We start from the raw sequence: 15075 nt of genomic DNA on the forward strand, positions 1-15075 counted from the left end.
AAAAAAGCCGCTGTTTTAACAGCGACTCTTCCAGCCTTTATTGACCAAATACCGTTCTGAGATAAGTATCAAACAAATCGGCCAAGCCATGAACTTCTGGAAAACGAGCGCTTTTAAGAATCCCTTGTTGTTCTTGTACAGCAAGAAAATCTACCTGGTCGAATTCTGTAAATACTTCGATACCTTTTGATGTGCCTCTAAACTGAAGCGTTGTATTTCGAACTTTTACATATTTATTGTATGTGTCTACTGCTACTTCTTCGGTCACATCTAAAATATCTTTCCATTCAGATGCTAATCCCTCCAAAAACTGAACAACCGCCTCCATACCTTGGCCTACGATAAGTTCGGACTTATAATCTGAAGCCAATTTTTCTGTTAATTGCTGTCTAAATGACATCTTTTATTCCCCCTTTGGTTTCTGACTCAAGTACCTCTTTCGACAAAGTTAACATGATTCCTTTATTTTCCGACAGCATTATCGGTGCAAAGAACCTATCACAATCAAACTGACAAATAGATCCGGAATTTGGACTCCAATTTGTCCAGACGTTGAAAGAGACGTATCTTGTTAGATGCCTTGGGTAAGCCACCTGACATGCGCTACCCGGCTTCTGAGCTGGACCAACTCAATACCTTCCAACAATACATGAATCGCTTGTTTGTGAAAATCATTGACTTGATCCATTCTTTTGGCCAAGCATTTCTGCAGATTTAATAAGGGCGTATTGGGTATCAGGTTCAATTTGGATATCAGAGTGCCAAGATCAAGAGAATGAGCTTCAAGAATAATAGAGTCATTGTGTAACCGGACTAGTTCATTAATCAGGAACCTACTGGATTGTCCGGAATGAAGCCTTCGCTCACGATAAATAAGAATATTGCATTTAATTGAACAAAATGCAATTGCATGGTGGAAGGCTTAGCTGGCCGCCTTTCAACCCTCCGAATTTCAACATGTACTTTTTATCATCTGAGGTGTCCTTCTGTGTGGCATAACCTGGATCAGTTATTGTCTTATCCATTTTCCGAATCCATTTCTCAAATGCGTTCCATGTCTCCACATAATTTGGTATCGTCTTGTCAGCTTTACCTTGTTGTTCAATGTAATTCAAAAATTTCTCGAACATGATGATTTGTGCCCCCTTCTATTTCTCGGTATAGAGGGCGACGAGATTTTCCGCTCTTAGTAAACGGTAGAATGCACCTGCTCTACTTACATTAAAAACCATCTTGTCGCCCTTTGTTTAGAGAAGACGACGAGTGATGAAATGTACCCTCCTGGACAATTTTGAGATCAAGGAGGCTTTTTTTAATTCGCATTTTTGGGGAGTCACAAAATTAACGCCTTTCCCGGTATTTGATTTTATATTACGCAAAAGATTTTAAGAGAATTATGCAAAGTTGGCAGGTATGACACTATGCCTGATTGGAGCTTCAGAATTCACGCCTTTAGGAGTTGGTCCAAATACCCGGAGATTGATGATGTCGGACCAGGACAAGTTTCATGAAAAATGCTCTTTTACTTCAACATGACATTATGTTTGGTGAACAATGAGGTTTCGGTACTTTGTTGTTCATGATGTCTGCTTACTTAAAGCGGAAAAAGGTTCACGAAAGTAAGTGTTGGAGACTGTTTACACTTCTCCGGATCTTCTTCGAAGATAGTATTACCGAACGACTTATATCCAATTTAGGAAGGAGTTCTTGAAATATAAGAAAGAAGAAAAGACTTCCTAAAAGGAAGCCTTAGAAGATGGTCTTTTAATGTAATTGGGTTCTATCTACCGTTTGAAAGTAAGGAATAAAATTAATAGGTTCATTCCAATCCCCTATTTTAAATCCAATAGATAGTTTATTTTCGGTTGCAGTCTCGCGTTTTTCTGGTCTAAATGATAAGCCTACGACTTTAAACACATTAGGACCTTTATTTAAATAACGTTCGGGTTCTTTCATGAAAAAATTCCTTTCTGTTCATGATTTTATAATTGAGAAATCATTGTTATTATTACAGTTTCCCTAGAACTATATGAATCTTTCTTATATGTAATACAAATATATTTAACTCAGTGTCTCATGATAGACTCATTAATTGTGTGCTTATATATATTTGTATTTTATTCTAGGTATTCAGAAAAGACAACCCTATAAAAAGGGTTACCTTAGCTCTTTTGTCTAGGCCTTACTTTGTATTATTCACTACATACTGCAGTAAACAACTTTACTTCGTAAAGTTCCTAGACAAATAATAAACATTATCTCTGGATTTTTTTCTGTACTCAAATGCTTCATAATCTGAAGCTACTTTCTCAATGAAAATTTTCTAGGAACTCACGTTCCTTATGAAGACTCCATTCTATCAACTACTGACTGATTTTTAGAACTTCCTTTAAATACTTTTGCATATTGGGATTTGTTGCATATACGTAACAACCATTTATGCCACGTGACAGTAAGACATAATAGATTTTCTGGATATAGGATTTTAATTCTTCGTTATTTTCGTCAGTACCTTTGATTGGAAGACCATTTCGATCCTTATACTTTTCTGGATAGACTATAATTCTAACTTTTTCAAAATCATAGCTTCCATCTTCTTCACCCGTATAATTACAATCGATTTCCTCTCCAAAGATCACGCCTACATAATTTAGATCTGCACCTTGAGTTGTATGAATACAGCCGATTTCTTCAACACTATTTTCTTGATTAATCCAACCTATTGTTCTAGAGTTCCAGTTAAATGTGTCACCTGTGATAGGATCACTTATATCATATAAATTATTATCCTTTTGTGTTGCCCATTCCCAAGAATAGCCCGCAATCACTCGACATAGTTTATGGGTCTTATTTAGTTTCTTTATCCCCTTGTGTAATTCCGAAATGGAATCCATCACTCTAAAGTCATAACCTTTTAGTAATCCTTTTTCATACACAGGGACATCTGAAGCCATTTGCAGATATTTTCTCAACCATGCTAAATATTGATCCCCTGACTTCAACCGGAACTGTTTACGTAGTACATGTCTACGATAATCTGTTGTCTTTTCTTTAAAATGGTCGGAGTCTATATCAGCTGGACGAATAGTTTGATACTGATCATACACAATGGTTAGATGATGAGCGTAGTTTGATATCAGATCTAATTCGGTTGTAAACCCATCCGAAGTGATTAGATGTTTTAAATCTCTCGCTTGCTTCCCAAAATACTGTTTTAGCCGATGTGCTTCATCTACGAAAACATACTTATATTTTGTATCCCTACCTTTAGCCTTCTTAATAAAGTGTGAAGGGGATAACACTGTAATTCCATGTAAACCAACTTTTCGAACTAAATCTTTATATAAGCCTAATGAATGGTTCTGTGGAATGACGAGTGCGATGTCTTCCCGTTCTAATCCTTCACGGTCCTTACCCGTTGTTTGATCATATACGAGAGTATATAGAAGATTCGTTAAAACTACTGTTTTACCTGTACCTGGATCTCCAGCAATCAGATGTCTACTTTTAGATGTACTTAGCACTGTATCTAAGATGTCACGGCTAATATCAATTTGATTGGCTTTGAGTTTCTTAAAAGGTGAGTATTTATAGATAAACTTATTATGTATCTCCTTTAATGGTTCACTTGCTATTCCTTCATGAATAAGTTTTTCCCATATGGTTACGAACATATCGTTTACATCTTCAATCCCATTATACGAGTGAATATTCTGGCCTTTAATCTTATTCAGTAAGTTGAACTGGGCATCTGCTAGCAAGTAATCAATTAAGAGTGTTTCGATGTGTTTAATGGAGCTCTCATTAAAGAGAGCACTTTTAATAATCGTAATGTCAGTAAATGTTTTACTACAATCTTTTAAATGTGTAGAAAAACGACCATATACGTCTGTAGATTTTCCTACATAGAGATTTTTCTTGTCTCTTTGGATATACACAACTGGAACTGAGTCTATATCAAAGTCTTTAACATCAAAATGTTCAAATTCCTTTCGTGTTTTCTTAAGCATTTCAAATGAATACAGTTTCCCTGCGAGTATCATAACTAACACGTCACTTTCATTATTATATTCAAGACATTTATCTCTCCAACATTCAACTCGGTGCTTCTATAATCAGTAGTATATATCTCTCTTCTTTGCCTACTTCTCGATACCATACATTTGACATAGTTCATCTAAATTTATCTCAATACCAATAGCCTTTAATTTCTCATGTCGATCGTCAAATAGTTTTCTTAATATGTTCTCTTTATCTTCGTCTGTTCCATGATGGATCTGACGATGACACGTTGGACATAATGCTAGAAGTTGGGATGCTCGATCCAAACTAACATTAAAATTCCTTTGATATTTCATGGGTACAAGATGATGAACTTCCAGATATCTTTCTCCTGTAACCTTCGAAGTAAACGAAACATGTGTTTCATCGAAGGCACACTTGAATTTAGATAAACGAAGCGCCTTAGCGGCAACTTGAGCATCTCTTGGCCAGCGTTCTTTTTTGGTCTGATCAATAACAGGTTCTGGTTTTGGAAGTGGAGTATCCTCCGTCTCTATATCCTCCATACTATTCCTTTCGGCTTTCTTTACCTTTTCATCAAGTATCGATTGCACTCTATTTTGGAAGTCTTCTTCTTGTTGCTGCTCTTCTTCTAAAAATTGACCATCATCACTTAACAATAGGTAATCATTAAATTGCTCAAGCGTTCTTTCACCGATCATATATTCAATCTCTTTATATGTAATCAATAAATCCTTAAGGTCACTGATAAGTTCCTTTGAACTAGGTAAGTTATCGGCACTATAAAAACGTCCAAAAATATGACCCTTTTCATAGCCCTCTGCTAGCCACCCTTGTCCTCCTAACGTAATGGCTTCTGCAGTCATATGATCTGGAGTAAAGTTCAACTTCTTCTGAATTATATTTGCAGTCGTCCGGATTTTTTTTCGTCCCAGTTTGGTCTGATACTTTTCCTTAAAATATGTCCAGCCTTGGTTTAAGGAAATATACACACCGCTCATATCTGCTTTAAACAAATAAACAATGTAATAACCTTTTGTAGCTGTTGTGGTAATATCTCTATTAAAAATTGAAATCCACGGTATTTCGGCCCATCGTCCGTTTCCAACGGAGCCCTTGATATAGAGATGATCTTGATTTAAATTTGCTTCATCAATAATGATATCTTTAAATATACTGCGTACGTGGTTACCCATCTTATGGTTCTCAAACAATGACAATCTTGCTTCCTGGTAATGATCGAGTATGTATTGTATCGCCTCTCTAATGTGTAGCTCACCTGTTCTTTCGTTAGTGTTTTCTGTTTCTAATCGATTTTCAATAAGCTCTGACACATGAATCACCTCAGTCACGTTGTTATGATTATTATCATACCAGGTTGTTCCATAAAATTGAAACATGTGCTTTCCTAAATGAATAGATAGAAATTTGCTCGATATTGAAAACTCTTTACATGTAATTTCAATCAATTCAAATCTACTAAACTTCATGTATTACGATAAAACTGTTGAGTTGAAACGAAAAAGAGACTACCCAAGAGTAAAGAAAATTCAAGGGAAATCTCTAATCAGATCTTATTTATGAAGGGTTCAATATAAACTCTGTTGCCCTATTCATTGGCAGCTAAGTCCAAAGTATCAACTGCTTTTAATGTATAGGACATTACTCGGTTCTTGCCTGCCGCTTTTGCCTCATACATAGCTTCATCTGCCTGTTTAATTAAGAGGTCGGCTGGCACACTTGGGTCATACATTCGATAGCCGATGCTAGCTGTAGTGATTGTTTCCTTTTCGATACGGGATCTCATTCGTTCCGTGATCTCTTCCATATCAACGTCGAGACTTTGAATAAGTAAAACCATCTCCTCTCCACCATATCGTCCAGCCACACCTATGCCCTGAACCTCTTCCTTGAAAATAGTTGCCACTTGCTTAAGTACTTCATCTCCTACTTTATGTCCTTTGGTATCATTCAATCTTTTAAAATTATCGATATCACAGAATATAACATTCACTGGAATACTCCGATCCACACAGCCATTGATATACTTAGTAAAATACCTTCTATTAAATAGCCCAGTGAGTGAATCTGTAATTGCGGAAACGTACGAGCTTTGCATGATGATCAATGAATGTTCAATCAGGTTGACCAATAAAAGAGTGAACGAACTGACTTCAAAAATAATATTGAGCATGTAAAGAGATCCATGTAACGATGGCACGATACTTATAGCCATAGAGATCAGTAGAGAAGCTAGAAATAATCCAGAAGCCATATAAATGGATTTACCTCTTCCTAACTTATCCCCATATAAAATCATCATCGTTACGATCGATAAAATGGCTATGATATGTCCGAGTATAGGAGCAAACAAACCGGTGAGAATCACGACAATGGTTGGAACTATAAAAATGAGTTGAAGTTTAAAGTTTTCTTTGTTATGTATCCGGTAGAAACCATAAAGAAATATAATGAACGTACTTTTTACTATGATGTTAAAGAAAGAAGAAATTGCATATGATTCTGTTCCTATAGTGGTGGCAACTAAACTGAAGAGCAGAATTATTCCATTGAACGCAAGATAACCTAGCGTAATTTTAGATAAGAACATATATGATTTTCTTTTCCGCTTCTCAAGTAATTGCCTCGATAAAACCCAAGACAATATTAATATTGGAAAAAGCAGAAGTGATGCAATGAAGCTCCCTTGAATACCCACAAAAAAATCAAAAATACTCATAAGTCTTGCACATCCTTTTTATTGATAGAAATTATCAAACCAGTCACGATGTAATTTTGTTGGGTTTTTGAAATATTGAACCCACATATATAACCATTCGTTTTTGCCTTCTTTGCTTGATCTCCATTTCTGTCTCTGTGCTATTACAAATGGAATAAAAACGGGTGCCCATAGAATGCTTCCACTTAAAATAAAATACAACATTCCCTTTGGCGTATTTAAGATCGGATCCCAAGCATCATGCTGAGCATCTAGGCCTTTTGCTTTGGCCCAGCAGAAGAGGATGACATAAAGGACAAACCCACATACGACATAAAAAGCAGGTATTACAAATTGAAGATTAAATACGAACAAAAGCAGTATCACAGATAAAAGCAATAATACTTTGTTGTGCTTCCTCATAGTTCACCTCCTACATTGTTAAAGAAATAAAAAAACGCGAACTATCCCTAAGGACGTTCGCGTGCTTCGCGTTAGCATATTTAATTGTTCTCATTATACAACAACCTCTCTTGTTGCTCAATCATTCTCTGTTTATTCTTAGTGAAAGAGGTCGCCATTTATGCACTAATGATTTGGTATCTGGTTAAATCTCAACGTTGTCAGCAGGGTACATGATCCTTTTTCAAATAATTACATCCGATTATAAGCCATATTAACTAAAGCACACTGGACAATTACAGTAGAGTTCAATCAATTCACATCAAGTGCTTTTCGCAGAGCCATATCGGCTTTATCCAAACTATCGTTAGCATTTTCAATAGCATTTTTTATTTTGGCAAGGTTCAATATATCCTTCCAGTTACTTTTGATATCTTTGGTTACCTCTTTAAGAACATCTGTAGCATCGGTTTTCAGATTTGTTAACCCATCCACATCCGAAAAATTGCGTAGAGACATTCGATTTGCAAAAGACGAGATCTTCTCAGCCATTGCTCTATTTGATAGAGTTGAGGACAATTGGTCAATCACTTCCGATTCCTTTGCAGCTTCTTTTAGATGGAATAGATAATCTTTGATAGGTTGGTATGCATTATTCGTTTTTTCTATCAGTAGAATAGCATCCATATATGTGAGCTTTTCATTTGGACTGGAACGAAGCGCGTAAATGCCAAAATCATTTAGTGTTTTACCCTGCTCCATACTGTCTACATGCATTACACGTTTTAGTATGGATGCTACATCTACAGTTGTTACTGGCTCATCCGGATTGACTACTTCTTCCTTTAATACTAAACCTACATGTATTGAATATTGGAGAATCTCTTTAAACTGCTCATCCTGACTTAATTCATAGAATGACTTTGCCAGAAGCACGGCTTTAATTTCAGGGAAGAGAACAATCAGGAGGCTCTTTAACAGTTGCTCTTTGGTGATTAGCTGCTCTGGATGAAACTCTCCTTGGAAAATCCCTAATTCTTTGCTCTTGTTTTTAACGTAATTTTTCACGGGATCAATGGATAAATTAGAAGCTTCAGTTTGAACCCACATCCCTTTATGTTCTTCTTTAGCCTTAGATTCTAGTTGTTCAAATAGACCTTCCCAGCGTGTATTAGGTGCAATCGCCATAGACCGAGCAAATCCGTTGGAGACGAGAGCTGCATTGAAGAATATGCCATCTTCTAGGTATACATAAGCAAGTACTCTACCATAGGGATCATCTGTCTGGTCCCGAGATACATAAACTGTTTTACCTATCAGTTGATCTTTAGTGTATTTTGAAGCTTCTGGGCCATAAAATTGGATAGGCCCATTTAGGACCTCTGGGGTATCAACACCAATTAAACGAAACACAGCTTGCTTGCCGGCACTTGTCCCATCTGTATATTGCCCGACAAAAGTATCGCCATCTTTTACACGTGTGACCTTAATCTTTTCCAGTGGAGTAGAGTTGATGGTCACGGTTTGGTTTTTACTCAACCACCCGACCGTGGTACCCATACTCTCACTAATAAAACGAAGGGGCACATAGGTAACATTATCAATCATGACGGGGGCTTGACTCAGTTTTAATGATTCCCCATTGACTGTGGCCTCTTTCTTCCCAATGACCAGATATACGCTTCGTTCTCCCTTTGTAGCTTCAATAGAGTAATTATCTTTGTTCCATTCAATAGCTGCACCTAACCTCTCAAATATCGTCCTCATGGGAACTAATGTATTTCCATTTATCATTTTTGGATAAACATCAAAATGTAGTTTTTCTCCATCTACATACACTGATATTTCCTTCTCCACAGCTGCGGCGCTCATTTGTAATGGTGAGGATAACGAAGTTATCGCAACGATAGAACTAATCATTAGTTTTTTGAACATCTTTTTTCCTCCTAAGCAAAAAAAAGAACGCACAACTCCTAGGAGTTTGCGCGTTCTTCGTCGCTTCATATATTTGATTACGCTTATTATATACAAAATAATGTAAGCTGATCAAGCATATATCAGTTGTATAATAACCGTGCACAGCGTATCTCTCATGGTATGATTCTATATCATCACAAATACTTATTATCCAATAGTTCGATGAGATCGTCTCCGAAGATTCAATTAACTCAATTTTTGAATCAGTGTTGTCTGATCTAATTTTTCTATAATAGATTCCAGATCAATTGTTACATCTACCATATTTCTAAGATGAAATGCTGCTTTATTATGGCCTAATATGGCAAGTACTAGTGTTCCATTTTTCTTCGCTCGTTTAATAGCAGGTACGAAATCTGCATCTCCAGAAAAAACAACAACATAATCGTACTTATATACAGAGAATTGATAAAGATCCAAACAGATCAATACATCAACCCCTTTTTCAATATAGATATCCTTCTGGATATCACATGTACCGCGATACACATTAATCCCATCATGTTCTAGCGCTTGCAAGAACTTATGCCTTTTATTATATCTAATCTCATCCGCATGCTTAGGTGGTAAAGCTCCATAGAAATTAAAATCCGTTGACATCTTCAAACCGTAGTTAGCTTTCAAATATTCTTCAACTACTTCATAGAATTTTCGCCACGAACGTATGCCTTTGATACCTAATTCAAGTAACTGATAAATAGCATTGCTTTCATCAATGAGAATTGCACTTTTGAGACGTATCCCTACTGGTCTCATGATCTTCAACCTACGGACTTTCTATTCTTAGAGATTCTAAGAAGATCCATGAGTGGCAAACCTAGACACTCCGATATCTGAAGTAAATGCTCTTCTTTTGGAAATCGCACATCTCGTTCCCAGGCTGAAATTGTGGTTTTATCTACGCCCATTTTTAAGGCTAACTGTTGCTGAGAGTACCTTTTTGATAGCCTTTTAAGTTTAATGTCTGCTGCAATTGTTGTGATTGGTTTAATTTTCTGTACGTTCATAACATTCACCTCTGGTTCATTTGTTTAGCTGGAGAATTTGTTGGGTTAGAAACCTAACCATCTCAAACTCTTGCTCCTTCATATAATCGTTGAGTTGCGCCCGCATAAAGTACAGTTCACACAAAAAAGCACCGCTAGACGTCTTCAATCGACGTAGCGGTGCTTCCACTTATTTAATATTTGATTACCGTAAGTATATCATAGCCGTTTGGATAATATAAGGATTAATTAACAAATGAATAACTGGAAGTATCGATAAAAAGCTCTCTAGTATATTTCCTGCTCCTTGTCTGAGCAAGATAGGTATATAAGTGCCTTTCTCAATGAGGGGCTTACTAGCTTGCCTCAATTTAAATTGAAAGCTACATATATGTTACCTGTATGTCGGGGTCAAGATATTGATGTTTTAAGTTTATGTTCTGATCTGGAAGGTAGTTTCATATCTTTTAGGTGATGGAGTTATTTTAAAACATATTAAAACCATTTCAAAACACCATCAATTAATACCTTATATTAATGCATTTATTTAACACCATAGATTAAAACCTTTAGTTAATACCTTTTTATAGGCCAAAAAAAACGAATGAAACCCTTGATATATAAGGCTTCTAACATAAGCTTCATTTTCGAAAGAATAGACTAAAAGCTGAATACACTCTGCTGTAAGCTATGTCCACGAACCAACAAAACTTATCAACGTTTAGCCTAAAGTAATCCCTACTCTAATAAACGATATACCATTTGAAGAATTCATAATCAACATCGAGTATCACTTTATCAAAGATGATAAACACGTTATCCACAGGTATTTTATATAGTTAGTATTTAATTAGATGAAATATTTAGGATTGAATACTCTCTCGAAAGAAAACTCCGTAATGATTGTAAGTATTATTCATTTTATCTCATGACAAATAGCAGTCACTCTACGGTTTGTAGAAGTCACTGCATCAAAATTTAGATGGATTAGGATTCAAAACAACTTAAAGAAGCCTAACTTTGATTACAAATTAGACCAATTAGACTATATTATTTTTTTGTTTTGAAATAAATTTTTCGATCTCAAGTTTGATCTCTAGAATAGGTGCGGGTAAGGTTTTTATCTGGTAATAACGTTGAGCGAACCATTCAGGGTTCTGTCTAAAGCGACTAAGCCAGCAGTTATGTAGCAGACGTAGCTTATCCCAAATCTCGCGTTGTTGTTCCTCTGCTGTGACAATCAGATCTTGATTCAACGCTGAGAGTGCATCATTAACAAAAAGCTGAGTTTCTGCCATGTGTTTCTTCTGGTGTACTACTTCAAGGTCCATGGATAGCTGTACTGCATACTTCAGCTCGGCTGATTCCATCACAGACCGAAAGTAGGCACTGATCTCATCTAATTCATTCTTATCATCATTAACAATATACTCAGAGTCTTCTCGATATATCATATTGAAGAAGGTTTGAGAGCGCATCTTATTTAGCTGAATATTAAACAGAGCTGTGTCAAAGATCTCAGTGGCATATTCATAGCCAAATTTAGCATAGTAGTCTTCCATGACTTTTGCGATCTGCCACACTGCTTTGCGTGATAGAAAGTCACAACAAAAACGATGCTTTTTAAGCTGTTTAAAGACCCACAGCTCAGCACCCTCAGAATAGACTTCCCCCATATCGATCCATTTTTGATGAACATGGAGTACTTGATAGTTTTCTGTATGTATTTTAATTTTCAGATACTTGGAAGCTTGGATAAGAATGTTTTTCGCTTCCTTAGGCGTTCGAATATTAAGAAGCCCAGTTGGACCATAAAGATCATTAATATAACCCCAGCGAAAGTTTCCTGGGATGTAGATCAATTCTTTACCGACATAATGGAGAACAAACCGTTGAACATTGCGATCTTCAGATAGGAACTCATCGCAATTGAAAAATGCAAAGTTCTTCGCATAGAGGTTTTCTTGGGAAGGCTCTGCTTGATCTCTAACAAAGACGTATCGATTAAAGAACAGGTTTCCAGAATCATTGTAGTGAACAATGCCCTCAAACTCTAACTTATTAAGAAGGATTCGGATACGGTATGTGGAGGTGCCCATACGTTTTGCAAGTGCTGTTATGGGAAGCGGAACTTCCCCACCATATGCACAAATTGTACCGAGCAGCAATTTAAGTTTGAATAACAAACGAGTATCATTGTGGAGTGTCCGTGCATCAAATAGATCAGGATGGTGTTTCATAGTGTGCCGCTCCTTAAATCCAACCGGAAAATGGTATGGGAAATAAGAGGTTTTGGCTTTTTTTTCTGAAAAAGACATGCTATAATTGAGGCATATCCATTTAAGAAGCAAGACCAAGACCCGATTTCTCGAATTCTATCTAAATGCCAGGTCGCCAAACTTAGCCATTTAGTAGAACTTTGTGGTTGGGTTCTTTTTTTTATGCTGATTTTTATTTCGACAGTTAATTTCGAGTAATTCGTTTATGTATTAATAGATCTTCTAAGCTTTAAGCAATTATAGCACCGAAAAAATTGATGGTAAATAGAGGTAAGTTGAGCGGAGATTTGGGGGATTTATGGAATATCCCTTGAAGTATAAGGTCTATCAATAGAGCGGAGATTTGGAGAATTATTTCTGAACCCCTACTCAAACAGTGTTTTTTGGGCAAAATAGTTCAAAAAATTTATTTTCTTATATGTACAGCGGAAATTTGGAGAAGTTTATCTTACTATTTAACACCATTAGCGATTTATATATTGAATTATCAAAGTTAAGCGGAGATTTGGGGAATTATTCACTGTTTTACACTTCAAAAACTAGTTTTTTTCCCCCAACTGTCTTTAAAATAAAGATAGAAATGCGAACTTCGCTTATATTGAGCGGAGATTTAGGTAAGAAACCTTTTTCCAGCGGAGATATGGGGATTTTTTTAGGATCGAGCGGAGATTTGGAGTAATTTTTGTACCATTTTAAAAAATTCCCCCAAGTTTTGAGCGGAGATTTGGGGGAAATAAAAATAGAGTTAGTTATCTAACTCTATTGAGTGAATATTAGAAGGGTAAGGTCAGTTGCTCTGGCTCATTCATAAAATGATTGATTTGTTGATTCCCTAGCAAATCCTCAGCTTCGTAAGGTTTGACCGGGAGAAAAGTAATGTGAAAAACATCTTTCTTTCGTACATATGACTCAACGGTGACTCCATGGTTAACAAAGTCATTTAAACACTCTTCAATAAATGAGAGATTGATATCTTTCCTTTTACTGCGAAATTGTATTTTGTGGATAAAGTATGTGTAATCGAATTCAGCAGTATATCCTTGCTGGCGTAAGTAACAAAGAAATCTTTCCTTCTGCAAAGGGAAGATTAAATGCTCAGACATCCGATTTTCAAAATGAATTAACTTATCACTGTACGCACGAACGACCTGGCCCATCATGTAATTTTGGTGAATATCCTCTGCAATAGTGATCTCTGCCATTTCCCCGTCACCGAATTCAGTAATATGCAGTCGATCGAAAATACCAAATACGAGTGTTTCATTGTCCGAGATGACATTAAATTTAACGTTAGCGAGTTTAGTCAAACGGCTTTTTACGGAAAGATAGTTACTTTTATTATCAGAACCATGAGTTCTTCTCACTAAATCCCCGATCGTTACGTATATTTTGCGCTCTTCGAAAAATAGTTTACGATCTCGCATCGAGAGTACGGCTCTAAACAATTTTGAATCCGTTTCATCGATGGCACGCAAAATTTGGTCTTCATTAATGATTTCTTGATTCACAAGTGTCAGTAATGAATAATTCTCATCAGGTTGATATTCACTGATATAATGTAACTTGTTATCGATGATTACACTTTTCTTGGTTAATTTCATACGTGACCATCCTGGATTTACAGCGGCATGATCCGTATATACCAGAGGTTGATCAATGATTATTTTGTTGATGTTCCCGTCGAAATTTTTTATAAGTATGTCTGCGATGATTACAATCGTATCTGATTTAATTGCCTTTTTTATTTGTAAAGGCGTTTTGTCTTTAATATATAGGTAATCAATGAGTCTTGACGTTTTGTCATTTGCCCATGTTTTGACTTCTTGGACTCGTTTTGCATTTAACTCCTCTAGCGTATTAACTTCATAAATTTTTATGAATTGCTCCATGCCATACATCTCAATGAGTTCATTGGCAAGGTCAAGTTCCTTGACGACTTCAACACGCTTGTTTTTTACTTTAGATATATTTGAAAGCTCTTGAAGAGACTTGAGCCATCGTTTCTTTGTTTTTTGAAGTTCTTTAAATGTATTCCTTCTTACCTCATGTATGTTGGCAGGTGTGAGCTCAGAAGAAATGATGTCATGCAGGAAATCCCTGATGTTTCCTTCATTAAGTTTATTATAGAGCTCTTCACATCTAAGGCCTAACTCATCAACAACTTGATTGATAAAATATTGCGGTATATGCTCTTCCATCAAAGCTACTCACCTCCAGCACTATCATAACATAGAAACTCTTGGATTATATATTGGAATAAAAATCAATATAGGTCCCAGTTTTTTGGTTCCAAAATACGATTCGACGTAGTCAAAGAGCCTCACAGACACTCAAAGTGTGAATATAATAGCTATTCACACTTTGGGTCCTTTCAGAAAATTAGTTTGTTTGAACTTACCGCTGTAACTGTCACTAATTTTCATCATATCGATCCATAAAAAATCAATATAAATCCTAAGGGAACCAAAGCTGAAAGACACCTTCTATTGTAGTTGCGAGAAGAGATTGGAGTTATGGAAGTACTAATCAAAAAGTAAAAGAAAACGGTATAACGTCTTATTTCTAATTGATTGCTCCACTTATATTTGTACAATCACTTTCAATTTTTTATGTTACTAATAATATATAATCTTAGATGAATTAACCCATATAGAAACTCTTTTTAGGAGAACAAATAAATCATACTGAC

12 protein-coding genes are annotated in these 15075 nt (G+C 36.0%); all 12 read right to left on the reverse strand.

The window, feature by feature from the left end:
* Positions 1 to 37: 37 nt before the first annotated feature.
* The 12 genes from MKY28_RS30215 to MKY28_RS30270 all read right to left on the reverse strand — a co-directional run bounded on the left by MKY28_RS30215 (position 38) and on the right by MKY28_RS30270 (position 14584).
* Positions 38 to 400 carry a hypothetical protein gene (locus MKY28_RS30215; RefSeq protein ID WP_340938173.1) on the reverse strand — a complete coding sequence of 121 codons (363 nt, stop codon included), beginning with the start codon at positions 398 to 400 and terminating at the stop codon, positions 38 to 40.
* Between the two features lie 487 nt (positions 401 to 887).
* Positions 888 to 1130 carry a hypothetical protein gene (locus tag MKY28_RS30220; RefSeq protein WP_340938175.1) on the reverse strand — a complete coding sequence of 81 codons (243 nt, stop codon included), beginning with the start codon at positions 1128 to 1130 and terminating at the stop codon, positions 888 to 890.
* A 634-nt stretch (positions 1131 to 1764) separates the two neighbouring features.
* Positions 1765 to 1956 carry a hypothetical protein gene (locus MKY28_RS30225; RefSeq protein ID WP_100526639.1) on the reverse strand — a complete coding sequence of 64 codons (192 nt, stop codon included), beginning with the start codon at positions 1954 to 1956 and terminating at the stop codon, positions 1765 to 1767.
* Between the two features lie 407 nt (positions 1957 to 2363).
* Positions 2364 to 4043, reverse strand: a complete 1680-nt coding sequence (locus MKY28_RS30230) for a DNA/RNA helicase domain-containing protein (protein WP_340938512.1) — start codon at positions 4041 to 4043, stop codon at positions 2364 to 2366.
* Between the two features lie 99 nt (positions 4044 to 4142).
* Entirely contained in the window at positions 4143 to 5423 is a 1281-nt protein-coding gene (locus tag MKY28_RS30235) for an MrcB family domain-containing protein (RefSeq protein ID WP_340938177.1), read from the reverse strand.
* A gap of 209 nt (positions 5424 to 5632) precedes the next feature.
* The gene (locus MKY28_RS30240) at positions 5633 to 6763 is read right to left on the reverse strand and encodes a GGDEF domain-containing protein (RefSeq protein ID WP_340938178.1); all 1131 of its coding nucleotides are present in this window, start codon (positions 6761 to 6763) and stop codon (positions 5633 to 5635) included.
* 18 nt (positions 6764 to 6781) lie between these two features.
* Complete coding sequence (locus tag MKY28_RS30245) at positions 6782 to 7165, reverse strand: hypothetical protein (RefSeq protein ID WP_149847071.1); 384 nt, start codon at positions 7163 to 7165, stop codon at positions 6782 to 6784.
* A gap of 291 nt (positions 7166 to 7456) precedes the next feature.
* On the reverse strand, positions 7457 to 9079 hold the full coding sequence (locus MKY28_RS30250) for a stalk domain-containing protein (protein ID WP_340938184.1): 1623 nt from the start codon (positions 9077 to 9079) through the stop codon (positions 7457 to 7459).
* A gap of 228 nt (positions 9080 to 9307) precedes the next feature.
* Positions 9308 to 9877 (reverse strand): NYN domain-containing protein, encoded by a 570-nt coding sequence (locus MKY28_RS30255; protein ID WP_149847069.1) that lies wholly within the window; start codon positions 9875 to 9877, stop codon positions 9308 to 9310.
* A gap of 5 nt (positions 9878 to 9882) precedes the next feature.
* On the reverse strand, positions 9883 to 10128 hold the full coding sequence (locus MKY28_RS30260) for a helix-turn-helix domain-containing protein (protein WP_100526645.1): 246 nt from the start codon (positions 10126 to 10128) through the stop codon (positions 9883 to 9885).
* A gap of 1019 nt (positions 10129 to 11147) precedes the next feature.
* A complete protein-coding gene (locus tag MKY28_RS30265; RefSeq protein WP_340938187.1) occupies positions 11148 to 12347 on the reverse strand; it encodes a hypothetical protein in 1200 nt (399 codons plus the stop codon).
* 812 nt (positions 12348 to 13159) lie between these two features.
* Positions 13160 to 14584: a hypothetical protein gene (locus MKY28_RS30270; RefSeq protein ID WP_223200063.1), complete on the reverse strand. Its 1425-nt coding sequence runs from the start codon at positions 14582 to 14584 to the stop codon at positions 13160 to 13162.
* Positions 14585 to 15075 lie beyond the last annotated feature (491 nt).

The sequence above is a fragment of the Paenibacillus sp. FSL R5-0473 genome (assembly GCF_038004565.1).
GTDB lineage: Bacteria > Bacillota > Bacilli > Paenibacillales > Paenibacillaceae > Paenibacillus > Paenibacillus amylolyticus.